Raw genomic sequence first — 23,202 nt, 5'->3', positions numbered from 1 at the left:
AGGCAAGAGCAAGGCAGAAATGTGCATTGAGGTATAACGCCAGGTTACCGACAATGGCTACCACTGATATGGCGGCAAACAATTATTTATCCGCAAGCTATTGCGCCACAAACTAATCTCTTAATTCTTATTGTTCCTTACCCTAAGCTGGAAGACAAATCATGCAAAATTTTACCCTTCATACCCCGACTAAAGTGCTGTTCGGTACTGGTCAAATAGCGCAACTGAATAAAGAAATTCCTGCTGATGCACGTATTTTAATTACCTATGGTGGCGGCAGCATCAAACAAAATGGTGTACTCGACCAAGTTCACCAAGCACTGCAAGGCTTTGATTACCTAGAGTTTGGTGGCATTGAGCCAAACCCTACTTATGAAACCTTAATGAAAGCCGTTGAGGTTTGCCGAGCAGAAAAAACCACTTTCCTGCTAGCCGTGGGTGGCGGTTCAGTATTGGATGGCACTAAATTCATCGCGGCGGCCGTCAATTATCCACAAGACCCATGGCATATTCTGGAAACCACCGGCAGCGATATCAAAGAAGCACTGCCTATGGGTTCAGTGCTGACCTTACCTGCTACTGGCTCTGAAGCTAACAGTGGCGCAGTTATCAGCCGCCGCAGCACCGGTGATAAGCAACATTTCTTCTCGCCGTATGTGCAGCCGCTCTTTGCTGTGCTGGATCCAGTGGTGACTTATACCTTACCACCGCGCCAGGTGGCTAACGGTGTAGTTGATGCTTTTGTACATACCATTGAGCAATACCTGACTTATCCGGTGGACGCCAAAGTTCAAGATCGTTTTGCTGAAGGTTTGTTATTAACTCTGATTGAAGAAGGCCCGAAAGCCTTAACTGATCCTGAGAATTACAATGTACGCGCCAACATTATGTGGAGCGCCACCATGGCATTAAATGGCCTGATTGGTGCCGGTGTCCCGCAAGACTGGGCGACTCATATGCTGGGCCACGAACTGACAGCGCGTCACGGGCTGGATCATGCACAAACATTGGCGGTGATATTGCCCGCTCTGTTAGTGGCGAAGAAACAGCAAAAACGCGCGAAATTATTGCAATATGCGGAACGTGTCTGGGATCTCCGTGAAGGCACTGAAGACCAACGCATTGATGCGGCTATTGAAGCGACCCGTCAATTCTTTGAAGACATGGGTGTCGCGACTCGCTTATCTGATTACAAACTGGATGGCAGCACCATTCCTGATTTAATCAAAAAATTAGAAGAGCACGGTATGACCGCACTTGGCGAGCACAGTGATATCACTTTGGCAGATAGCAAACGTATCTACGAAGCTGCGGTCTAATAATATAGTTTAGCGAAATACAATGTGATTTTAGCTGAGGAGATCAATATGGTGACGCAACCCATTATCAAATTGCACGATGGAAATCTGATGCCACAACTCGGTCTTGGCGTTTGGCAAGCAAGCATTGAAGAAACACAGCTTGCTGTCACCAAAGCACTGGAGATCGGCTATCGTTCAATCGATACAGCGGCTATTTATAAAAATGAAGAGGGTGTTGGTCAGGCGCTGCAAACGGCCAATGTCGCCCGTGATGAGCTATTTATTACCACTAAGCTGTGGAATAGTAACCAAAATAATCCTCAGCAAGCACTGGAAGAGAGTCTGAAAAAACTTCAGCTCGATTATGTGGATCTCTATCTAATTCACTGGCCTGACCCAGCACAAGACCGCTATGTCGGTGCCTGGCGTGAATTGATCGCCTTGAAAGAGCAAGGTTTGATTCGCAGTATCGGCGTTTGTAACTTCCATATCCCTCACTTACAGCGGTTGATTGATGAAACCGGCGTTGCCCCGACTGTCAATCAGATTGAGCTTCACCCGCTGCTCCAGCAGCGGCAGCTCCATGCATGGAATGCCACACATCATATTGCGACAGAATCCTGGAGCCCGCTGGCTCAAGGCGGCGATGGCGTTTTCGATCAAGCCATCATTCGTGAATTGGCGCAAAAATATGGTAAGACTCCAGCACAGATAGTCATCCGTTGGCATCTGGATAGCGGGCTGATTGTTATTCCTAAATCAGTGACACCGGCGCGCATCAGGGAAAACTTTGAAGTATTTGATTTTAAACTACACAAAGATGAACTGACGGCAATTTCGAAGTTAGATAGCGGTAAACGACTGGGGCCAGACCCAGATGCTCCCAGGGCCTGACCGCTGATTTATCAGCTTATTAATGATGCTTAGCTTTCCCTCTGGCGACACCAGCGGGTTTATTCACCGGCGCTCTGTTTGCGCCGGTTTTGCTACCTGCGGTCTTGGGCGAGGAATTGCCCGTAGTGGCCTGCACGGTTTTACCCAAAGGGGCTTTACCTGTTGAGGCTGCATTCGTGCGGTTACCCGGTTGACGCTGACGAGTGATAGCAGTGTGCTTGGTCAGCGCCGGTGTATGATGACGAAACGCCCGGCGTGCTTCACGTTGTTCTTCCAGAGTCGGTGCCGGAACCAAACATTCACGGCGGCTACCGATCAAGTTTTGCAGCCCCATTTCCTCTAATGCCGTGCGAATCATCGGCCAGTTAGCGGGATCATGATAACGCAACAATGCTTTATGCAACCGCCGCTGACGATCTCCTTTCGGAACAACAACATCCTCACTCTTGTAATCCACTTTGCTCAGCGGGTTCTTGCCGGTGTAATACATGGTGGTGGAGTTAGCCAGCGGTGATGGATAGAAGTTTTGCACCTGATCCAAACGGAAACGGTTTTTCTTCAGCCAAAGAGCCAAATTCACCATATCTTTATCTTCTGTCCCCGGATGGGCGGAGATAAAATACGGAATCAAATATTGCTCTTTACCGGCCTGCTTGGAATAGGTATCAAACAGCTCTTTAAAGCGCTGATAGCTGCCCATTCCCGGTTTCATCATTTTTGAAAGTGGCCCTTCTTCAGTATGTTCCGGGGCTATTTTCAAGTAGCCGCCCACATGATGGCTGGCTAATTCTTTGATATAACGTGGATCTTCTACTGCCAGATCATAACGAACACCAGACGCAATCAGGATCTTTTTAATCCCTTTCAAATCACGCGCTCGCCGATAGAGCGAAATGGTCGGCTCATGGTTAGTGTCCATGTGCTGGCAGATTTCAGGGTAAACGCAGGATGCACGGCGGCAAGTTTGCTCGGCTCGTGGCGACTGGCAGCGCAGCATGTACATGTTTGCCGTTGGGCCACCCAGATCAGAGATGATGCCGGTAAAACCAGGAACTTTATCGCGAATTTCTTCTATCTCACGAATGATAGAATCTTCAGAGCGGCTCTGAATAATGCGCCCTTCATGCTCGGTAATCGAACAGAACGAACAGCCACCATAGCAACCGCGCATGATATTGATCGAGAAACGAATCATATCGTAAGCTGGAATAGGTGATTTCCCATAAGACGGGTGCGGCACACGCTGATAAGGCAGGGCAAAAACGCTGTCCATTTCTTCCGTACTGAGCGGGATAGCCGGTGGATTAATCCAAATATAGCGGTCGCCGTGTTTTTGCATCAAAGCCCGTGCACAACCGGGGTTGGTTTCATGATGTAAAATCCGCGAAGTGTGGGCATACAATACTTTGTCTGCTTTCACTTTGTCATAGGATGGCAGCAAGACATAGGTCTTCTCCCATGGTTTGGGTTTGGCGGCCCGTACGGTTATAGGTTTGGCTTCCGGCTCGGGAACACTGTCTGTCGCGCACGGCAAATCTTCACCATAAGGATTCGGAATAGCTTCAATACGGCCCGGTTTATCCAACCGAGTAGAATCCACGCCACTCCAACCCGGTAATGGGGTTTTGCGCATCACAACGGTGTTACGCACATCCTGAATATCAGCAATTTTCTCACCCGCAGCCAGACGGTGTGCCACTTCAACCAGTGGCCGCTCGCCATTGCCGTACACCAGCATATCGGCTTTGGCATCGACAATGACTGAGCGGCGCACAGTATCAGACCAATAATCATAATGGGCAATACGGCGTAAGCTGGCTTCAATTCCGCCAAGCAATACCGGCACATGGCTATATGCCTCTTTGCAGCGCTGGCTATACACCAAAGTGGCGCGGTCTGGCCGCTTACCGCTTTGATTATCCGGCGTATAAGCATCGTCATGGCGCAATTTGCGATCAGCGGTATAGCGGTTAATCATCGAGTCCATATTGCCCGCGGTGACGCCGAAGAACAGGTTCGGCTCACCCAAGTGCATAAAATCATTTTTATTTGTCCAATCTGGCTGAGCAATGATCCCCACACGGAAGCCCTGAGCCTCCAGCATGCGGCCAATGATAGCCATGCCAAAACTGGGGTGGTCAACATACGCATCACCGGTGATGACAATAATATCGCAGCTATCCCAGCCCAATATGTCCATTTCTTCGCGAGACATCGGTAAAAATGGCGCAGTGCCATAGCATTCAGCCCAATAAGGCTGATAAGAAAACAGGTCACGCTCTGGCTGAATCAGGCTGGCACTCATGGCAATACTCTTTGAATTGGGGGAAATTGGGGTGGTTCGGGTTAAGAAATCATCACCGGGCGGCGATTATACGCATTTATCCATGGAAAGAGGAGGGATAAATCTGTTGATAACATGATTCGCGCCATCAATTAGAACAGGATCACTGGACGATTATTCATCGAGACAATTATTCGTCGAAGCAATAATCTATCGAAACAATAATCTATCGAAACAATGACCCCATTAATCTTATCCGAGTGTCGGCGCGGCCTGTGTTACCAATTGTCCTGCTGACCCACGATCCGCCATCTCAAGGCTCTGGCTGTAGAACAAGAACGGGAAATGCTCGGAAGATACTTGATTGAAATACACCAGTAACTCTACATCGCCATCAACCCAAACTGTATCCTTCCAACCCCTATCTTCGGCCATCGCTGGCGCACCATTTACACTTTTCACCAGGAACGAAACACCCTGAATATGGAATGCTTGCGGCATGTCCGCATGAATTGTCCAACGTTCCCAAGTACCTTGCTGTGCCTGAGCATCAGCCCGATTCATATCCCAGATAACGCCATTGATTCCCGGCAAATCATCTCCCAAACGGAAGTCGCGAGAACGCACCGCATTGCCATCCAAAATCTGATCAGAGAGCAAACGTATTGGCAGATTATCAGTGACTAATGGCAACAAACCGGTCGGTTTTAATGTCAGCACCAAGCTGGAAATCAGAATACTTGATGGTTCAAATAGCCCGCGCAACCTGTCCATAATCCCGGCAGACTCACCCGCCGTAATCGACACTTCGCTCCCCTGCGACATATCGATAACCACCTCACGTCGTTCACCCGGCGCTAACGAGAGTTGCTGTACCATCACCGGCGCAGGCAGGAACCCCTGGTCACTGGCAACCACATGCAATGGGCGGCCGTCACTCAGTTGCAATATATAGCGGCGGGCATTGGACGCATTCAATAAACGTAAACGCACCCAACCACGAGAAACTTCAACAAATGGGCTTTGTGCGCCGTTAACCAACAACGTATCCCCCATAAAGCCCCCATTTGCTGGCGGGTCATATTGCGGAACGCCAAAGTTATCCAGCCGTTTATCCTGAATAATAATCGGGAAATCATCAACACCATAATGGCTTGGTAGTGGCATCGCTTTGCTGACTTCATCTTCCACCAGCCACATACCGGCTAACCCATTGTAAACATGGGGAGCCATGCGGTTGGGCGTATTGGCGTGATACCAGCAAGTTGCCGCAGGTTGCCGTACAGGCAATACCGGTGACCAATCAACACCGGGGGTAATCATACGTGCAGCGCCGCCCATCAATGTGCCCGGAACTTGCAACCCACTGATAGTCATAGACACCGGCTCAGCCAAACGGTTGCTGTAAATGAGCTTAACATCATCACCGCTGTAAACCCGAACAGTCGGCCCTAGATACATACCGTTGATACCCCACACAGCGGCTTTCTGCTTGCCACTGAATGCCCAATGCGCCCGCTGTAAAGTCAAAAACAGCGGTTGCCCACGGCGAGATTCAAGTAAAGGTGGGACAGGCAACGAGGGTTGCTGGGTACTATTAGCCTGTGCCCTCAATGGCAACGAACCCGCGCCTAGCGCTAAGCCCGTAGCCTGAATGAACTGGCGACGACTGAGTGACATATCTTCTCCGGGAAAACCACCATCAAACCTACTGCAAAATTTTGCCTGACTGCGAATAACGCTGAAGGACGGCAAAACGCTCACGACCAGAGTCGTTTAAATAAAACCCGTCATACTTCAAGCTGCACGTGCGTTAGCTGCACTCAATCACCCGAATCACTTACTTATGTAAGCTCATCGGGATTCATTTGTTTGCCGCCTTCCTGCAACTCGAATTATTTAGGGTATTCTTTATATAGATTATTTTTCAGTTGCTGCCTGCTGGGCAATTTCTGCATCAAGCTGCTCAATTTTAGCCAACATCAGATTGCGACAATGCTCCGCTAACTCACGAACGCGATCTTTACCGTAACCGGTGGTATCAACTGGCGGCATAATTTCTACAATAACTTTGCCATTTGACCAACGGTTTAACTTGATATTGTTAGTGCTGGACACACAAATTGGCACGATTGGCACACCCGCGGCAATAGCCGCATGGAAGGCACCTGTCTTGAACGGCAGTAAACCACGCCCACGGCTACGAGTTCCTTCTGGGAACATCCAGATGGAAACATTCTTTTGTTTAACTTGTTCAACTACTTGGGCGATAGTGCCATGCGCTTTGGCGCGGTTATCACGATCAATAAGCAGATTACCTGTTAACCAATATAATGGGCCAAATAAAGGAACCCACAACAAGCTCTTTTTGCCCACAGTGACGGTGCCGGATTGAACGACATTCGACATCGTGACCATATCGTAATTATTTTGATGGTTAGCGATATAAATACAGGTACCGTAGTTAGCCGCTTCCTTAGGAATACGCTGCTCAACCGTAATCCCAAATAATACTGACATCCGGCCAAAAAGATGAGCAAACGTCGCGAGATTACGTGGATTTCGGGGGCGAAATAGGCAATAAATCGAACCAAACACACACACTAGAAAACAATATAAAACTGCCAATACCGTGCGCAAAATTAATAGCATAACAACCTCTTAAATACTTATTTTTATTAAACACTTACTTCTATTAAACACACACTCTTAAATTCGCAATCGGCGCTAGTATAGCGGTTTCCAGACAAAACACCGCGCTGATTCCTTACCCTAATTATGTTACGCGACAGCGCGCGCAAATTGCGCGCGCTCCCTATTACATTTACTGGTTACTACTCTTCATTATCTGCTGGTATTACACGCTCTGGCGCATCAACATCAACGCGATCAATACGTTGTAACCCACGAGGCAGTGGTGAACCTTTCCGACCACGTTCGGCTCGGAATTTCTGCAAATCTTCTGGCCGTAAGGTTAACTTACGTTTACCAAAGTGAAGAGTAATTGATGTTTGAGGAGGTAAGACAAACAACCATACCAGCCGATCTTTACCCGCCGCCGCATCCGCAGCAGGGATCGAGACTATCTTATTACCCTTACCTTTTGATAACTCAGGTAAATCTGCTACTGGGAACATCAACATGCGGCCAGCGGCAGTAATGGATAACAGCATGTCATCCGGCCCATATATTTCCAATGGTGGCAATGCCTTGGCATTTTCCGGCAGGGTAATCATGGTTTTGCCAGCACGATTTTTTGCAACCAAATCATTGAAAGTACAAACAAATCCATAACCCGCATCTGATGCCATTAACAATTTCTGGTCATCCGGTGCCATCAATACCTGCTCAATGGTTGCTCCCGGTGGCGGGGTCAGCTTACCGGTCAGTGGCTCCCCTTGCCCACGCGCAGATGGCAATGTCAGCGGATCTAATGCGTAGCTACGACCAGTTGAGTCAATAAACACCACAGGTTGGTTGCTCTTACCGCGAGCCGCAGCACGGAAACTATCACCCGCTTTATAACTTAGCCCGCTCGGATCAATATCATGGCCTTTGGCACTGCGCACCCACCCCATTTCAGACAGCACGATAGTCACCGGCTCAGAAGGCACAATATCATGTTCACTCATGGCTTTGGCTTCGCCGCGTTCAGTCAGCGGCGAACGGCGATCATCACCATACGCGGCCGCATCAGCCTGAATTTCTTTTTTAATCAGGGTATTAAGCTTACGTTCTGATGCGAGTAATGCCTGTAACTGATCGCGCTCTTTGGCTAACTCATCTTGCTCACCACGGATCTTCACTTCTTCCAGCTTGGCTAAATGGCGGAGTTTCAGCTCGAGGATGGCTTCTGCCTGAGTTTCAGAGATCGCGAAATGCTGCATCAACAGCGGTTTGGGTTCATCTTCGGTGCGGATGATATGAATAACTTCATCGATATTCAGGAAGGCAATCAATAAACCTTCTAAAATATGCAGCCGCTTCAATACCTTTTCCAGACGATAATTCAGCCGGTTACGCACAGTTTGGCGGCGGAATACCAACCACTCCGTCAGGATCTCCACCAGCCCTTTCACTGTAGGGCGATGATCCAGACCGATCATATTCATGTTGATGCGATAACTTCTTTCCAGATCCGTGGTAGCGAACAAATGGTTCATCACTTGATCCAAATCGACACGATTGGTTCGCGGAACAATGACCAACCGAGTCGGATTTTCATGGTCAGATTCATCGCGTAAATCTTCAACCATCGGCAGCTTCTTGGCGCGCATCTGGTTGGCAATCTGTTCCAGCACTTTGGCACCCGAAACCTGATGCGGTAGGGCGGTAATCACCGCGCTGCCATCTTCTTTCTTCCATAAGGCCCGCATCCGTACCGAACCACGGCCATTCTGGTAAATTTTACGAATTTCATCACGCGGAGTGATGATTTCTGCTTCCGTCGGGAAATCAGGCCCTTGCACAAACTCCAGCAACTCTTCCAGCGAAGACGTTGGCTTATCAATCAGTGCCAGCACCGCCTGCGCAATTTCGCGCACATTATGGGGGGGAATATCTGTTGCCATGCCCACCGCAATGCCGGTGGTACCATTGAGTAAAATGTTCGGCAGGCGCGCAGGTAGCATTTTCGGCTCCTGCATGGTGCCGTCAAAATTCGGCACCCAATCAACGGTTCCCTGCCCCAATTCACCCAGCAACACTTCCGCATATTTGGATAAGCGAGATTCAGTGTAACGCATTGCTGCAAAGGATTTAGGGTCGTCCGGCGCACCCCAGTTCCCTTGCCCATCAACCAATGGATAGCGGTAAGAAAATGGCTGTGCCATCAACACCATAGCTTCATAACACGCGCTGTCGCCATGCGGGTGATATTTACCCAGCACGTCACCCACGGTACGAGCAGATTTTTTGAATTTTGCGCTATTGTTCAGCCCCAGTTCGGACATTGCATAGACAATGCGCCGCTGTACCGGCTTCAAACCATCGCCGATAAACGGCAACGCCCGATCCATGATGACGTACATGGAATAGTTCAGATAGGCGTTTTCAGTAAAGGTGTGCAGCGGTAAGCGTTCTGCACCGTCATGAGTCAAATCACTCATTACTTAATTATCCTCAGACTCTGGAGGCGATCACTGTCAGTCAGCAGATCGGCACCGCAAGTTCATTGTCGATTTCTGCCCGCGATAGTACCTCATCTGCAGGGTGACTGTCACAACCCACAGATAATCTCAATCTTTCAGTCTTGCAACATTGGCCGTACCTACTATCAAGCGGCGGGTTCACGGCCAGCTCGATGTGTGTTGGCAGCAGTAGCGGAGCCAATCACGAGGTTTTGTTGCTTCTTAAGCAATAGTGTTATGCATCATTGTGTATTTCTCTCTGGTAGCAAAACCATTAGCATACTCAGTATTCTGGTCTGGGCAGTATCTGGCCCACCGCTTTAATAGGATTATGCTAATGAGTAACATACTAATTATTAACGCAATGAAAGAATTTGCGCACTCCAAAGGGGCGCTCAATCTGACTCTCACTAATGTAGCTGCCGATTTTCTACCAGAAAATGGCCATCAGGTTAAAATCACCACTGTTGACCAAGGCTATGATATTGAAAGTGAAATTGAAAATTATCTCTGGGCTGACACCGTCATTTATCAAATGCCAGGTTGGTGGATGGGCGAACCCTGGATTTTGAAAAAATACATTGATGAAGTCTTTACCTATGGCCATGGCCGCCTGTACCAAAGTGATGGTCGCACGCGCTCCGATGCCACTAAGGGCTATGGTTCTGGTGGTTTGATTCAGGGTAAAACCTATATGCTTTCAGTGACCTGGAACGCACCACTTGAAGCCTTTACCGATCCAAATCAGTTCTTTGAAGGGGTCGGAGTTGATGGCGTTTACCTGCATTTCCATAAAGCAAACCAGTTCCTTGGCATGAAGCCATTGCCGACATTTATATGTAACGATGTGATTAAACAACCCGATATTGAAGGTGACATTAGCCGTTACCGTCAGCATTTGGCCGAAAACTTTAAGCATCAAGCCGTTTGATATCACATATAAATTGGGGTTGCTATGATTACTGTTTTTGCAGAAATAAAGGTTAAACTGGGGCGTCGCCAAGCAGTGCTGGGCGCAATCGAGCAGCTAATACCGGCGGTGCTGGCAGAAGAAGGTTGTGGTGGCTATGTGCCAATGATTGACGTGCCGACTCAGCTTGATTGGCAAAAGAACTCGCCAGACTCTATTTTCATGCTGGAAAAATGGCAAAGTGTTCATCATCTGGAGTTACATTTGCAGATGGAACATATGCATCAGCATCGTGAAGTGATTAAAGATGATGTACTGGATGTCAGCATCCACATTTTGGATAACGCTTAATCAACTTATCCCCAAAGTAATTGAAGTTGCAGGTAGGCGGCAAGCAAACGCATCCCGATGAGCTTACTCAAGTAAGTGATTCGGGTAAGTGAGAGTGGCCAACACCCCTGCGGCTTTAAGAACGAAGGGGATCTTTTAGCCAATGGCTGCCCTGCAACTGAATCTGCTCACTGACATAATCCAGAAAACAGGTAATGCGCGCGGCAAGCTGAGTATTACGATAATAAACCGCGTTAATCGGCTGCCAGGTTTCCAGAGTTTGCTCAGCCATCACTTCAACTAAGCGCCCCGCCAATTGATCCTCTCGAGTCATAAAATCAGAGAGTTCGACGATCCCTTCGCCCTGTAAAGCCAATAAACGCAGTGTTTCACCACTGGATGCAGCCAGATTAGGAATGATCGACGCCCGCCCGCCCGGCAAATGAGGCAGCGACCACTGATTAAGAAACTCTGGCTGAGTAAAACCAAGCAAACTGTGATTTGCCAAGTCGTCAATCGTATGGGGAGTGCCGTGGCGTTGCAGATAATCTGGGCTAGCGAGGATGCGCACTCGGCTGGCACCCAACAGGCGCGCATGGATAGTTGAGTCGCGCAGCGCGCCAATGCGGATCGCGATATCAGTGCGTTGTTGCAGCAAATCGATATTCAGGTCGTCAGTATTCAGCTCAAGAATGATTTGCGGATATAGCGCTCAAAAACCGGTGATCATCGGCACAATCACATGCTGCATAAAAGGCGCTGCCGCATTCACCCGCAGTCGCCCAGCCGGTTTCAGTCGCCGTAAAGCAATTTGCTCTTCAGCATCATCGACCGCACCGAGGATCTGCCGCGCATGATTGAGGAACAATTCGCCCTCTTCCGTCAGCTCCAACCGCCGAGTGGTACGGCGCAGTAAAGTGGTCGCCAGTTTCTGTTCCAGCCGGCTCAATGCCCGACTGATACCGGATGTGGTCTGGCTGCGTTGCTCCGCAGCCGCCGTGATTGAGCCGCAGTCGACGACTGAGATAAACGCCTGCAACTCTTCTAACGTCACTTTCATCGATCAAATCCCGTCATCGATCAGACCTCGATCTCGGCGGTATCCCCTTTCTCTTGTAGCCAATTGCGGCGATCTTCAGAGCGTTTCTTCGCCAGCAACATATCCATCATGGCCATTGTTTTATCAATATCGTCGTCACCGATAGTCAATTGCACTAAACGACGAGTATTAGGATCGAGGGTCGTTTCACGTAACTGTAACGGGTTCATTTCACCCAGCCCTTTAAAGCGCTGCACATTCGGCTTTCCGCGTTTACGTTTCAGTTGCTCCAGGACACCGGCTTTTTCTTCTTCGTCCAGTGCATAAAACACTTCTTTACCTAAATCAATGCGATACAAAGGTGGCATCGCCACATACACGTGGCCATTGCGAACCAGTGCGCGGAAGTGGCGAACAAACAGCGCACACAGCAAGGTAGCAATATGCAAACCATCGGAGTCCGCATCCGCAAGGATACAAACTTTACCGTAGCGCAATTGGCTTAGGTCTTCGCTGTCTGGATCAATACCAATCGCAACTGAGATATCATGGACTTCCTGCGAAGCAAGAACCTCATCGGAAGAGACTTCCCAAGTGTTCAAGATCTTGCCTTTCAGCGGCATGATCGCCTGATATTCGCGGTCACGCGCTTGCTTGGCAGAACCGCCCGCAGAATCCCCTTCTACCAGAAACAGTTCAGTCATGCTCAAATCTTGCGAAGTACAATCGGCCAGTTTGCCGGGCAATGCTGGGCCGCTGGTCAGTTTTTTGCGCACCACTTTCTTCGCCGCGCGCATACGGCGCTGGGCGCTGGAAATAGCTAACTCAGCCAACTGTTCAGCCGCTTGTACGTTCTGATTCAGCCATAGGCTAAAAGCATCTTTTACTACGCCGGAGACAAAGGCCGCGCACTGACGTGAGGAAAGTCGCTCTTTCGTCTGGCCGGCAAATTGTGGGTCCTGCATTTTGACTGACAGCACGTAAGCACAGCGCTCCCAGATATCATCCGCCGAGAGTTTGATGCCCCGTGGCAGAATATTGCGATACTCACAAAATTCGCGCATTGCATCCAGTAAACCCTGACGTAAGCCGTTGACGTGAGTGCCGCCCTGCATGGTCGGAATCAGGTTGACGTAGCTTTCAGTCAGCAGCTCGCCACCTTCTGGTAACCATAACAGCGCCCAGTCAATAGCTTCAGTATCACCGGAAAAAGAGCCGACAAACGGCACTTCTGGCAAGGTAATCAAGCCGTTAACTGCTTCCATCAGGTAGTCAGTCAGACCATCGGCATAACACCAGCGCTGCTCAGTATTATTGACCTGATCTTTAAAGACGATTTCAACACCTGGGCACAGTACTGCTTTCGCTTTCAGCAAATGTGACAAGCGGGACACAGAGAAACGTGGGCTGTCGAAGAAAGAAACATCCGGCCAGAAATGTACGCTAGTCCCAGTATTGCGCTTACCGCACGTGCCGATAACCTGTAAATCCTGCACTTTATCGCCATTTTCGAAGGCGATGCTGTAGATTTGGCTATCACGGCGCACCGTCACTTCTACCCGCTTGGATAAGGCGTTAACAACCGAAATACCCACACCGTGCAAACCACCAGAAAACTGATAGTTTTTATTAGAGAATTTGCCGCCTGCATGTAAACGACACATAATCAGTTCAACCGCAGGAACACCCTCTTCTGGATGGATATCAACCGGCATCCCACGGCCATCATCAATAACTTCCAGTGATTGATCGGCGTGCAGGATGACGTCAATGCGGCGGGCATGGCCTGCCAGTGCTTCATCGACGCTATTATCAATCACCTCTTGACCAAGGTGGTTTGGCCGCGTGGTGTCCGTGTACATTCCCGGACGACGACGCACTGGTTCTAAACCGCTGAGTACTTCAATGGCATCAGCGTTATAGCTGGATTCAGTCATGGTTTGATTAATATTCGGCTAATGGTTGGAAGGCTAGCGGTGACATGCCCGGCAGGCCATCACGACCTGCGGTTCAATACCCACTGCAGTAATAAAACCTACGGTATCGGGTGATGCTTAAACCGCCATATTAAGCGGTCGCTAGCCCTAAAAAAGTTACAATCGGGGAGAAATAATGATCAAAGCCGACAAAGGCATGATTCCCACCTGATTCTACTGTTTGCCGACAAGGGGTGTAATAAGCAACCGCTTGACGGTAATCGAGGATTTCATCCCCGGTTTGTTGCAATAACCAGAGTAAATCCGGTGATCCCAACTTTTCAATCTGCATGGCTTTCAGATCATAAATATGTCGAGACTCTAACACATATTGTTGCCCAGTGTAGGGGTTCTCATTTTCCCCCAGATAATCGCTGAGCAGCTCAAATGGCCGCACTGCTGGGTTAACCACCACGGCGGGAATACTGAAACGCTGGGAAAGCCAGGTAGCAAAATAACCGCCGAGGGAAGAACCTACAATGCCGATGGATTGCCCGGCTTTATCCATTACGATGCTTTCCAGCATTTCTGCGGCCTCCGCCGGATAAGGCGGTAATTGCGGTATCAGCATCTCAATATGAGGATGGTGTTGCTGCAACCAACTTTTGAATGTGGTTGCTTTGGCTGAGCTGGGTGAGCTATTAAAGCCGTGAATATATAGAAGCGTACTCATTCAATAACCATCCGAGTCCATGTCCGGGCAGAACTCATCACTGGCTAACCGACGAACCTCAGTTTCAAGTTTTCCATCAGGCAGCAAGTCGAGGTAGCGCCATCCCGGTGCCACAGTATCCAGTGTAAAATTAGTACAGTGCGGTTTGAACTGCACACAGGTAGAAGGGCTGGCCAGCAGGCGCTTACCATACCAATCGAGATCCAGATCCTGATGAATATGGCCGCACAACAAGGTGGTCACACGCGGATAGCGAGTCAGCACAGCCGCCAGCATATGCGCGTTGCGTAGGCTATGTTGATCAAGCCAAGTGCAACCCGAGGGTATCGGGTGATGGTGCAATAATATCAATGTGTAGCGTTCTGGATACGCGATCAGACAGCGTTCCATCCACTCCAATTGATAGTCACTTAGTTCACCGTAAGGGACACCAAAAACTTGGCTGTCTAATAACAGTATTTGCCAATTATCACCGACCAGAACCTGCTTTGACGGTGCGATATCGGCATTCGCTAGAGCATCCACCATCGCGGGCTGGAAATCATGATTGCCGGGCAGCCAGACACAAGGTGCTGGCAAACGGGAGATACCCTCAGCAAAATTCTGATATGCAGCAACGGAATGATCCTGAGCCAAATCACCGGTCGCAACAATAAGATCAAAGGGGTGTTGCTCAGCAATAATCGCATCTAACACAGCGCGATAACTGCGAGAAGTATTTACACCCAGCAAGGTCTCATGTTCCCCCGCAAAGAGGTGGGTATCTGTTATTTGTAAAATTCTAACCCTGGCCCCACTCGCCATAGGCAGTTTAAACAGGCTTTCCAAATGGTGTCCTTGTTTTTGCACCTTTCCCAACCAGATTCATCACGTCTCTGTATCTCAGTTGGTCAGGCTATAAGTCTGTCTAACAAACTGGAACTGCCACCGCTCCATGCGCCAAACAATAGCGCAACCAGTCAGCAAGAAACTGGTTAATTTGATGCTTTTCGTCCCGCTGATGCAACTTTTTATTCGGATAATCATAACTTGCTTTGAAGCGGGAGATCTGCTGACTGGCACACACTTCCGCGACCTGCGCATCATGATAAAGCCGTACGACCATAGATGGCAGGCTCCAATGACTGCTAGCTGGCTCAGTTTGCACAATCTCGACAACAGAAGTGTAGCGGGTTGATTCAATAATTGTCAGTTGATAACTGGCGCTATTGACCTGATAAGCCACGCTTTCACCCACTTCATCGACACGCGGTATCAAACGACGCAATTGCGCGAAGTTAGTTTCGCATATCCGCATCATTTCAGGAAAATCAGGTGTGTAGCGCTTACCCATTATTTTCTCTCTTTCTTATGACTGCCACTCTGCTCTTAGCGATTGATGGTGCAACGCCAACCATTGTAGTGCAATGACTGAGGCTGCATTATCAATAACACCCTCTTCAACCCAACGATAAGCTTGTTCACGGCTGACAACATGCACCCGGATATCTTCATTTTCATCGGCCAGCCCATGAACCCCACTCGCGGTCGTCGCATCGACTTCCCCAACCATGATAGATAAGCGCTCACTGGTACCTCCGGGACTGGCTAAATAACTGAGCACCGGTTTGCAGCGGCCAACATGAATTCCCGCTTCTTCTTCAGCTTCGCGACGTACCACTTCCTCGACGGTTTCGCCCTCTTCAATCATCCCTGCCACCATTTCTAATAACCAAGGCGACCGGCTGCTGTCAATGGCGGCAATCCGTATTTGTTCAACCAGCACCACTTCATCGCGCACGGGGTCGTAAGGTAATAGCACGGCAGCATGGCCGCGCTCAAAAATTTCGCGTTTAACTTCTCCACTCATTTCGCCATTAAACAAACGATGACGAAACCGGTACACATCCAGTAAAAAAAAACCCCTGTACCGTGTTTCACGTGCAATAATTTCCACATCCTTCGTGCCGAAGGTCACCGGTGAGGGTTGTTTTGATGTCATAGCTTATTTCCTTACTTGAGTATCTAGCCTGAATAGTGACTTTTAATGACAGCATGAATGAATGCCAGTCAGGCTAATAGAGGTTGGCAATTTTATAAAGACGGTTTTATAAAGATTATTTGACAAAAATAGTGTGATACAAGTTAGTTGTCTGAATAGTCATTTAGCTTTGTGATAGATTTAAGTAAATTTAGGCGAGATGGCACAATCAGCCACCTTATCCCATTGGCAGACTCTGATAGAATCGGCAACAATTCGTCTATCGACAACTACCATAGTAATATTGCCGCACAACTGCTGCACAACAAGGACTGCAAATGAAGAAACTGCTCCCCCTTCTTATCGGGCTGAGTCTGGCTGGTTTCAGTAGCATGAGCCAGGCAGAGAACTTGCTGCAAGTTTATAAGCAAGCCAGGGATAGTAACCCGGATTTACGCAAATCTGCGGCTGACCGCGATGCTGCATACGAAAAAATTAATGAAGCTCGCAGCCCGCTGTTACCACAGCTTGGTTTAGGTGCCGGTTACACCCATACTAATGGTTTCCGCGATGCCTCTGACAGCCCGGATAGCAATGCAACATCAGGCTCTCTACAACTGACTCAGACCATTTTCGACATGTCTAAATGGCGCGCTCTGACTTTACAAGAGAAAGCCGCCGGTATTCAGGACGTGACGTTCCAGACCAATGAACAAGCTTTGATCTTGAACACGGCAACTGCCTATTTTAATGTTCTCAGAGCCATTGATAGCCTGTCTTATACTGAAGCGCAGAAACAATCTGTGTATCGCCAGTTAGACCAAACGACTCAGCGTTTTAATGTCGGTTTAGTGGCTATTACTGATGTGCAAAACGCCCGTGCTAGCTACGATACCGTGTTAGCAGCGGAAGTGACGGCTCGTAATAACCTGGATAACGCGCTGGAAAATCTGCGTCAAATTACGGGTGTTTATTACCCTGAACTGGCGTCGCTGAATGTATCTCGCTTGAAGACAGAACGCCCACAAGCGGTAAATAATCTGTTGAAAGAAGCTGAAAAACGTAACCTTTCTTTGCTTTCTGCTCGTTTGAGCCAAGATTTGGCTCGTGAGCAGATTAAGTCGGCAGAAACAGGCTACATGCCAACTATCGATTTAACGGCATCAACTTCAGTCACCAATACTCGCTACAGCGGCGGCACTCCAAGCACCCAGCAAGCAAACATGGATGCTGGTCAGAACAAAATTGGCGTGCAACTGAGCTTACCGCTGTACAGCGGTGGGGCGACTAATTCCTCAGTGAAACAGGCGCAATACAATTTCGTCGGGGCGAGTGAGCAGTTGGAAAGCGCACACCGTAGTGTGGTGCAAACTGTACGCTCCTCATTTAATAATATTTCAGCCTCCATCAGCAGCATTAAGGCTTATGAGCAAGTGGTTATTTCTAACCAAAGCTCATTAGATGCAATGGAAGCAGGTTATCAAGTAGGAACGCGTACCATTCTTGATGTATTGACTGCGACGACTAACCTGTATCAATCCAAGCAGCAATTGGCCGATGCTCGTTATAACTACCTGATAAACCAACTAAATATCCAGTCAGCACTGGGTACATTGAACATGAACGATCTGATGGCCCTGAATGGTGTACTGGATAAACCCGTCCCAACATCAGCCACCAGCTTGGCACCGGATGATGCTAACCAGAATGCTTATGCCGATGGCACCAGCACTCGAGCTACACCGCGTGCGACAACTGTTAGCCAGCCGGCTAGCGCCGCTGCTGGTAACAGCAACCCATTCCGTAACTGATTTTTACGAATGTGAACTCACCGGGTACGGCATCAAGCTGTGCCCGGTTTTTTATTTCCCTCCTTGACTCCCCAGCATCTTTCGTCAATGAAAAAAGCGAAGCGACTCGCAGCATTTCGTATAGCTTTGTAAAGTCTGCACCTCATCGTCCCTCAAGCTTTAATTTCATACACATTTCCCCTATTCTTAGGACACTTACTGGGAAAGGGCATTGAACGCCCGGAAATGAGACAAATAATGATGAAACGGACTCAAAACATCAATCAAGAGACTTTCCGTAAATCCTGGCGCAGCTACCGCCTCGCGCCAGTAGCTTTAGCTGTCAGTGCTGTATTTATGCTGGCTGGCTGCGAAAAAACCGATGAAACCGTCTCTTTGTATCAAAATGCTGATGATTGCTCTGCAGCAAATCCGTCCAAGAGCGCGGAATGTACCACGGCTTACAACACTGCGTTGCAGGAAGCGGCTAAAACTGCACCGAAATACTCAACCCGTGAAGATTGCGTGGCTGAATTTGGTGAATCACAGTGTACCCAAGCACCAGCACAAGCCGGTATGGTACCAACGTCTTCATCATCTACTGAAACAACAGCAGCAGCGCCGCAGCAAAGCGGCAGTATGTGGATGCCACTGATGGCCGGTTATATGATGGGCCGCATGATGGGCGGTGGTGCAAGTCAGCCATTGTTTACCTCTAAAGCACCAAATAGCCCGGCGAGTGGCAAGTTTGTTGACGCAACGGGTAAAAACTTTGGTTCAGCCACCACGGGCCGCACCATGACAGTGCCAAGAACTGCAATGGCACCGAAACCTGCGGTGACCAATACCATCACTCGTGGCGGTTTTGGTGAGTCAGTAGCTAAACAATCTTCTATGCAACGTAGTGCCGCGACATCATCCAAAACCAGCACGCGCAGCATGGGTGGCTAAGGTCTGATTAATGAAACGTTTAGCGATTAGCGAACGCCCGGACTGGCGCGAAAAAGCCACCGAATTTGGTTTCCGTTTCCACACCATGTATGGCGAGCCGTACTGGTGTGAAGATGCTTATTACGAATTCACACTGGCACAAATTGAAGAGTTGGAAGACACCACCGCAGAGTTGCATCAGATGTGTCTGCAAGTGGTTGAAAAAGTAGTCAATAGCGATCAAATGATGGCAAAATTCCGCATTCCGAAACATTGCTGGGATTTTGTTCGTAGCTCTTGGAAGTCTAATCAACCTTCTCTCTATTCGCGTCTTGATCTGGCCTATGACGGTGTAAATCCGGCTAAGCTGCTGGAAAATAACGCAGATACACCAACCTCACTATATGAAGCCGCTTTTTTCCAATGGCTATGGTTGGAAGACCAGATCAATGCAGGCAATTTGAGTCAGGATTCTGACCAGTTCAACAGCATGCAAGAGAAGCTGATTGAGCGTTTTGTTGATTTGCGCGACAACCATGGTTTTAGTTTGCTGCATCTGGCTTGCTGCCAAGACAGTGAAGAAGATCGTGGTACTGTGCAATATCTGCAAGATTGCGCACTGGAAGCTGGCCTGCCAACTGAATTCATGTTTATGGAAGAAATTGGCTTAGGCGAAAAAGGGCAATTTACCGACTTGGATAATCAAGTTATCAGTAATTTGTTCAAGCTCTATCCGTGGGAATTTATGTTCCGCGAAATGTTCTCCACTAAATTGGAAGATGCTGGCGTACGCTGGCTGGAACCGGCCTGGAAGAGCATTATTTCCAATAAAGCCCTGCTGCCGTTACTGTGGGAAATGTTCCCAAATCACCCTAATCTGTTGCCTGCTTACTTTGCTGAAGATGATCATCCAGTTATGGATCATTATGTCACCAAGCCGCTATTCTCGCGGGAAGGTGCCAATATTCAGATAGTGGAAAACGGTAAAGAAGTGGCGCGAGTTGATGGGCCATATGGTGAAGAGGGTATGATTGTTCAGCAATTCCACCCATTACCTAAGTTCGGTGACAGCTATACCCTAATTGGTAGTTGGCTGGTGAATGATCAGCCTTGTGGTATTGGTTTGCGCGAAGATCGTGAATTGATCACCCAAGATCTGTCACGTTTTTACCCGCACATCATTTTGGGCTAAGACTACACAACATACCGTGAGCCAAGGGTTTACCGCACCTATGGGCGCTCCGACGGCTCACGCACTGGTATTTGAAACTAAAAGTGGCCCCAACGGCACGTTTCCCCTTGGTTCAATTTTATCAGTAAATACCCAAAGTCATTGGCGTTACAGCTAGGCAGCAAGTGAATGACAACTTGGTTGTAAACCATGTTGAACAGCGCTTGCGCTGGCCCATAGGGTGAGCTTCATAGAGGCTCATAATCCCGATGAGCTGACTCAGGTCAGTGATTCGGGTGAAAGAACGCAGCTAACAACGCTGTAGCCGTCAAGGGCGAAGGTATTAGCCTAGCTTAACCGACAGCATACTCAGCGACCCCATCTCAATCCCATCGGTTGGAATCGAAATCGGCTCTTTACCATCCCAACCCCCCAATACATACAGTAATGGTAGATAATGCTCGGGCGACGGGTTGGACAATTCAGCCCCTTCATGCTGCATAAAATTGATCAATGGGTGATTATCACCTTGATAATTCAGGTTATCCCGCACAAATTGGTTGAAAGACTCCGCCCATGGGTAAGGGTTGCTTTCGCCCTGCCATCTCACCATACGCAAGTTATGCACCACATTACCACTGGCGACAATCATGACCCCCTGCTCACGCAGCACCGCCAACTTACGCCCTAATTCATAGTGATACGCCGCCGGTTGGGTGCCATCAATACTCAATTGCACCACAGGAATATCCGCGTCAGGGTACATTTTGATCAACACCCCCCAACTGCCGTGGTCTAGCCCCCATTCACTGGTATCCGCTCGCACGGCGATAGGCGCCAACAATTGCTGAATCTGGGCTGCCAGCTCTGGAGAGCCTGGGGCCGGATATTCAGTATCAAACAACGCCTGCGGGAAGCCACCAAAATCATGGATAGTCCGAGGTTTTTCCATAGCGGTTACCGCTGTACCACGGGTATACCAGTGAGCAGAAATGGCCAAAATCGCCTTAGGGCGAGGTAACGTCTCACCCAACGCACGCCATGCATGAGTGTGGCTGTTTTCTTCCAACACGTTCATCGGGCTACCGTGGCCGAGAAACAGTGCAGGCATACGAGAGGTGTTCATAGATAATCCTTACTGTTAAGAAAAAGTGTGGCGCTTAAATCATAAGAAGTACATTACGCGCTTTTTTTTCATTACACAGCCGGATAACGATGATGAAGATATTCAATAAATTTGAAGAGGAAAGTAGCGAGAAAATACCAAAGATCGGGGGGGTGAAAGTCAAAAATAACCGGGCGGCGATCTATTCGATAGAATGATAGCAACCCGGTGGGTAAACCAAATTATCCAGAGACAATATCAGCAGATATTGCCATCAGAAATCAGCTGGCTTTTTTTTCTTGAGACTGGAGGTACTCAGCCAAATCATCAATAGTCACGACTGGCATATCATGTAATTTAGCGAACTCAATCACTTCTGGTGCATGTGCCATGCTACCGTCGTCATTGGTCAGTTCACACAATACGCCCGCAGGTTTGTAGCCTGCCAGTGTCGCCAGATCGATAGAAGCTTCAGTATGACCACGGCGGGATAATACGCCGCCTGGCTGTCCGCGCAGCGGGAATACATGACCAGGGCGATTAAGGTCAGCAGGTTTCGCGTTATCAGCAATTGCCGCGCGGATAGTGGTCAGACGGTCAGCAGCAGAAACGCCAGTCGTCACGCCTTTAGCCGCTTCAATGGTCACGGTAAATGCCGTTTGGAACTGGCTGGAGTTGTTGCTCACCATCATCGGTAAATCAAGCTGTTGACGCCGTTCGTCAGTGATACACAGGCACACAATGCCACTGCCGTGGCGGATAGTCAGTGCCATTTGCTCAACAGTCATTGTTTCAGCAGCAAAAACCATATCGCCTTCGTTTTCACGACTTTCATCATCCAACACCATAACACCACGGCCATTACGCAGCGCATCAATAGCACGTTCCACACGCTCAACAGCCGTGCCAAAATCTGATAGAAGGGTCTGATTCATGGTAAAAAACCTCATTAAAATTATGGATTACCAGAATCAGGGCGGTCTTGAGGAGTAAAGGGCCATTCTTCATCTAACAATAGAAATAGCCGAAATAACGCAAGCGGGCTATAAGCCCGGCAGATACCGTTACTCTCTCCCATCCGGACTATAACCGTCGGCCCCGGAATTACACCGGGTCTGCTGACCTCTACCCTGCTCTCTTTGATAAGAGAAACAACGTGAGCGCTCGCGGGCTTTTGCACCACGACACGAAATGCCGCAACACAATTTACCGCCGGTGGGGACTTGCACCCCGCCCTGAGAATAAGCCCTGTGACTATAACGCTATTGATTCGTCGGAGCAATTACCAAAATGGTGATGTGCGGAGGTTTATACATTCGGCAGCAAGCATTACACTAGTAAGAGTAACTTCACATCTAATTAGGGAAATACCATGATTGACCCGAAAAAAATTGAACAAATCGCCCGCCAGGTGCATGAGTCTATGCCAAAAGGTATTCGCGAATTCGGGGACGACGTCGAAAAAAAAATTCGGCTAGTGCTGCAATCGCAGTTAACCCGCCTGGATTTGGTTAATCGTGAAGAGTTCGACGTCCAAACTCAAGTATTGCTACGCACCAGAGAAAAACTGGCGTTGTTGGAACAACGCATGGGCGAACTGGAAGCCAAATTCAACAGTGCTCCGGCCGCCGTTGATACAACAGCCGCGATTGATGATAAGACAGGCGAGTAAGGTATAAATTAGTCGCCAGTTATCATTAGGGCGCCGTG

General features: G+C 48.8%; 19 protein-coding genes, 1 pseudogene and 1 riboswitch. Of the genes and pseudogenes, 8 read left to right on the top strand and 12 right to left on the bottom strand.

All coding sequences use genetic code 11. The annotated features are described in order from the left end of the window. The first annotated feature begins 161 nt into the window (after positions 1-161). Complete coding sequence (gene yqhD, locus OVO64_RS13800; protein WP_267248835.1) at positions 162-1,319, top strand: alcohol dehydrogenase; 1,158 nt, start codon at positions 162-164, stop codon at positions 1,317-1,319. Between the two features lie 48 nt (positions 1,320-1,367). Then, a complete protein-coding gene (gene dkgA, locus OVO64_RS13795; protein ID WP_038638997.1) occupies positions 1,368-2,195 on the top strand; it encodes a 2,5-didehydrogluconate reductase DkgA in 828 nt (275 codons plus the stop codon). Between the two features lie 19 nt (positions 2,196-2,214). Here the strand turns inward: dkgA and OVO64_RS13790 are convergent, their stop codons facing one another. The 4 genes from OVO64_RS13790 to parC form a co-directional block, all read right to left on the bottom strand. After that, a complete protein-coding gene (locus OVO64_RS13790; RefSeq protein ID WP_267248834.1) occupies positions 2,215-4,500 on the bottom strand; it encodes a YgiQ family radical SAM protein in 2,286 nt (761 codons plus the stop codon). Between the two features lie 231 nt (positions 4,501-4,731). Further along, complete coding sequence (ftsP, locus tag OVO64_RS13785) at positions 4,732-6,159, bottom strand: cell division protein FtsP (RefSeq protein ID WP_038638990.1); 1,428 nt, start codon at positions 6,157-6,159, stop codon at positions 4,732-4,734. Between the two features lie 240 nt (positions 6,160-6,399). Beyond that, complete coding sequence (locus OVO64_RS13780) at positions 6,400-7,131, bottom strand: 1-acylglycerol-3-phosphate O-acyltransferase (protein ID WP_038638988.1); 732 nt, start codon at positions 7,129-7,131, stop codon at positions 6,400-6,402. 182 nt (positions 7,132-7,313) lie between these two features. Beyond that, the gene (parC, locus tag OVO64_RS13775; protein WP_004390115.1) at positions 7,314-9,587 is read right to left on the bottom strand and encodes a DNA topoisomerase IV subunit A; all 2,274 of its coding nucleotides are present in this window, start codon (positions 9,585-9,587) and stop codon (positions 7,314-7,316) included. A 358-nt stretch (positions 9,588-9,945) separates the two neighbouring features. Here parC and OVO64_RS13770 point away from each other — a divergent pair, with 358 nt between their 5' ends. Then, a complete protein-coding gene (locus OVO64_RS13770) occupies positions 9,946-10,539 on the top strand; it encodes an NAD(P)H-dependent oxidoreductase (protein ID WP_038638982.1) in 594 nt (197 codons plus the stop codon). Between the two features lie 24 nt (positions 10,540-10,563). Continuing rightward, positions 10,564-10,869: a putative quinol monooxygenase gene (locus tag OVO64_RS13765; protein WP_267248833.1), complete on the top strand. Its 306-nt coding sequence runs from the start codon at positions 10,564-10,566 to the stop codon at positions 10,867-10,869. Positions 10,870-10,984: 115 nt separating this feature from the next. Here OVO64_RS13765 and OVO64_RS13760 read toward each other — a convergent pair. From OVO64_RS13760 to nudF, 6 genes and pseudogenes are all read right to left on the bottom strand, one after another. Next, positions 10,985-11,908: pseudogene (locus OVO64_RS13760) on the bottom strand (LysR substrate-binding domain-containing protein). A 20-nt stretch (positions 11,909-11,928) separates the two neighbouring features. After that, on the bottom strand, positions 11,929-13,824 hold the full coding sequence (gene parE, locus OVO64_RS13755; protein WP_042562482.1) for a DNA topoisomerase IV subunit B: 1,896 nt from the start codon (positions 13,822-13,824) through the stop codon (positions 11,929-11,931). 130 nt (positions 13,825-13,954) lie between these two features. After that, the gene (gene yqiA, locus OVO64_RS13750) at positions 13,955-14,536 is read right to left on the bottom strand and encodes an esterase YqiA (RefSeq protein ID WP_038638972.1); all 582 of its coding nucleotides are present in this window, start codon (positions 14,534-14,536) and stop codon (positions 13,955-13,957) included. Beyond that, positions 14,537-15,364 carry a 3',5'-cyclic-AMP phosphodiesterase gene (cpdA, locus tag OVO64_RS13745; RefSeq protein WP_038638969.1) on the bottom strand — a complete coding sequence of 276 codons (828 nt, stop codon included), beginning with the start codon at positions 15,362-15,364 and terminating at the stop codon, positions 14,537-14,539. It lies immediately after the preceding gene. Between the two features lie 79 nt (positions 15,365-15,443). Continuing rightward, positions 15,444-15,869, bottom strand: a complete 426-nt coding sequence (locus OVO64_RS13740) for a DUF1249 family protein (RefSeq protein ID WP_038638966.1) — start codon at positions 15,867-15,869, stop codon at positions 15,444-15,446. Between the two features lie 15 nt (positions 15,870-15,884). Further along, a complete protein-coding gene (gene nudF, locus OVO64_RS13735; protein WP_038638963.1) occupies positions 15,885-16,517 on the bottom strand; it encodes an ADP-ribose diphosphatase in 633 nt (210 codons plus the stop codon). Positions 16,518-16,834: 317 nt separating this feature from the next. Here nudF and tolC point away from each other — a divergent pair, with 317 nt between their 5' ends. The 3 genes from tolC (at position 16,835) to OVO64_RS13720 (ending at position 20,408) form a co-directional block, all read left to right on the top strand. Further along, entirely contained in the window at positions 16,835-18,307 is a 1,473-nt protein-coding gene (gene tolC / locus OVO64_RS13730) for an outer membrane channel protein TolC (protein ID WP_038638960.1), read from the top strand. A gap of 240 nt (positions 18,308-18,547) precedes the next feature. Continuing rightward, a complete protein-coding gene (locus OVO64_RS13725) occupies positions 18,548-19,237 on the top strand; it encodes a DUF1190 family protein (RefSeq protein ID WP_038640039.1) in 690 nt (229 codons plus the stop codon). Positions 19,238-19,247: 10 nt separating this feature from the next. Continuing rightward, entirely contained in the window at positions 19,248-20,408 is a 1,161-nt protein-coding gene (locus OVO64_RS13720; RefSeq protein WP_038638957.1) for a glutathionylspermidine synthase family protein, read from the top strand. 322 nt (positions 20,409-20,730) lie between these two features. Here OVO64_RS13720 and ygiD read toward each other — a convergent pair whose 3' ends face one another. Together ygiD and ribB are read right to left on the bottom strand one after the other, a co-directional pair. Continuing rightward, on the bottom strand, positions 20,731-21,513 hold the full coding sequence (gene ygiD / locus OVO64_RS13715; protein WP_145510059.1) for a 4,5-DOPA dioxygenase extradiol: 783 nt from the start codon (positions 21,511-21,513) through the stop codon (positions 20,731-20,733). 260 nt (positions 21,514-21,773) lie between these two features. Next, a complete protein-coding gene (gene ribB / locus OVO64_RS13710) occupies positions 21,774-22,427 on the bottom strand; it encodes a 3,4-dihydroxy-2-butanone-4-phosphate synthase (RefSeq protein ID WP_038638951.1) in 654 nt (217 codons plus the stop codon). A gap of 127 nt (positions 22,428-22,554) precedes the next feature. Further along, positions 22,555-22,739, bottom strand: a riboswitch (FMN riboswitch). A gap of 125 nt (positions 22,740-22,864) precedes the next feature. Between ribB and ubiK the strand changes: the two genes are divergently transcribed. Beyond that, positions 22,865-23,164, top strand: a complete 300-nt coding sequence (gene ubiK, locus OVO64_RS13705; protein ID WP_038638948.1) for a ubiquinone biosynthesis accessory factor UbiK — start codon at positions 22,865-22,867, stop codon at positions 23,162-23,164. Positions 23,165-23,202: the final 38 nt, after the last annotated feature.

Origin of the sequence: Yersinia sp. Marseille-Q5920 (genome assembly GCF_946902935.1) — a bacterium.
GTDB classification, from domain to species: Bacteria; Pseudomonadota; Gammaproteobacteria; order Enterobacterales; family Enterobacteriaceae; genus Yersinia; species Yersinia rochesterensis.
Note: the sequence above shows the minus strand (reverse complement) of the source record. Positions and strands in the feature narration are given on the sequence as shown.

What these genes read in the sequence shown, in the direction of transcription:
- ribB (WP_038638951.1), bottom strand. Translation starts at nt 22,427, where the DNA reads ATGAATCAGACCCTTCTATCAGATTTTGGCACGGCTGTTGAGCGTGTG.
- OVO64_RS13720 (WP_038638957.1), top strand. Translation starts at nt 19,248, where the DNA reads ATGAAACGTTTAGCGATTAGCGAACGCCCGGACTGGCGCGAAAAAGCC.
- OVO64_RS13770 (WP_038638982.1), top strand. Translation starts at nt 9,946, where the DNA reads ATGAGTAACATACTAATTATTAACGCAATGAAAGAATTTGCGCACTCC.
- parC (WP_004390115.1), bottom strand. Translation starts at nt 9,587, where the DNA reads ATGAGTGATTTGACTCATGACGGTGCAGAACGCTTACCGCTGCACACC.
- OVO64_RS13740 (WP_038638966.1), bottom strand. Translation starts at nt 15,869, where the DNA reads ATGGGTAAGCGCTACACACCTGATTTTCCTGAAATGATGCGGATATGC.
- ftsP (WP_038638990.1), bottom strand. Translation starts at nt 6,159, where the DNA reads ATGTCACTCAGTCGTCGCCAGTTCATTCAGGCTACGGGCTTAGCGCTA.
- yqiA (WP_038638972.1), bottom strand. Translation starts at nt 14,536, where the DNA reads ATGAGTACGCTTCTATATATTCACGGCTTTAATAGCTCACCCAGCTCA.
- OVO64_RS13765 (WP_267248833.1), top strand. Translation starts at nt 10,564, where the DNA reads ATGATTACTGTTTTTGCAGAAATAAAGGTTAAACTGGGGCGTCGCCAA.
- OVO64_RS13790 (WP_267248834.1), bottom strand. Translation starts at nt 4,500, where the DNA reads ATGAGTGCCAGCCTGATTCAGCCAGAGCGTGACCTGTTTTCTTATCAG.
- parE (WP_042562482.1), bottom strand. Translation starts at nt 13,824, where the DNA reads ATGACTGAATCCAGCTATAACGCTGATGCCATTGAAGTACTCAGCGGT.
- dkgA (WP_038638997.1), top strand. Translation starts at nt 1,368, where the DNA reads ATGGTGACGCAACCCATTATCAAATTGCACGATGGAAATCTGATGCCA.
- nudF (WP_038638963.1), bottom strand. Translation starts at nt 16,517, where the DNA reads ATGACATCAAAACAACCCTCACCGGTGACCTTCGGCACGAAGGATGTG.
- ygiD (WP_145510059.1), bottom strand. Translation starts at nt 21,513, where the DNA reads ATGAACACCTCTCGTATGCCTGCACTGTTTCTCGGCCACGGTAGCCCG.
- tolC (WP_038638960.1), top strand. Translation starts at nt 16,835, where the DNA reads ATGAAGAAACTGCTCCCCCTTCTTATCGGGCTGAGTCTGGCTGGTTTC.
- OVO64_RS13725 (WP_038640039.1), top strand. Translation starts at nt 18,548, where the DNA reads ATGAAACGGACTCAAAACATCAATCAAGAGACTTTCCGTAAATCCTGG.
- OVO64_RS13780 (WP_038638988.1), bottom strand. Translation starts at nt 7,131, where the DNA reads ATGCTATTAATTTTGCGCACGGTATTGGCAGTTTTATATTGTTTTCTA.
- ubiK (WP_038638948.1), top strand. Translation starts at nt 22,865, where the DNA reads ATGATTGACCCGAAAAAAATTGAACAAATCGCCCGCCAGGTGCATGAG.
- yqhD (WP_267248835.1), top strand. Translation starts at nt 162, where the DNA reads ATGCAAAATTTTACCCTTCATACCCCGACTAAAGTGCTGTTCGGTACT.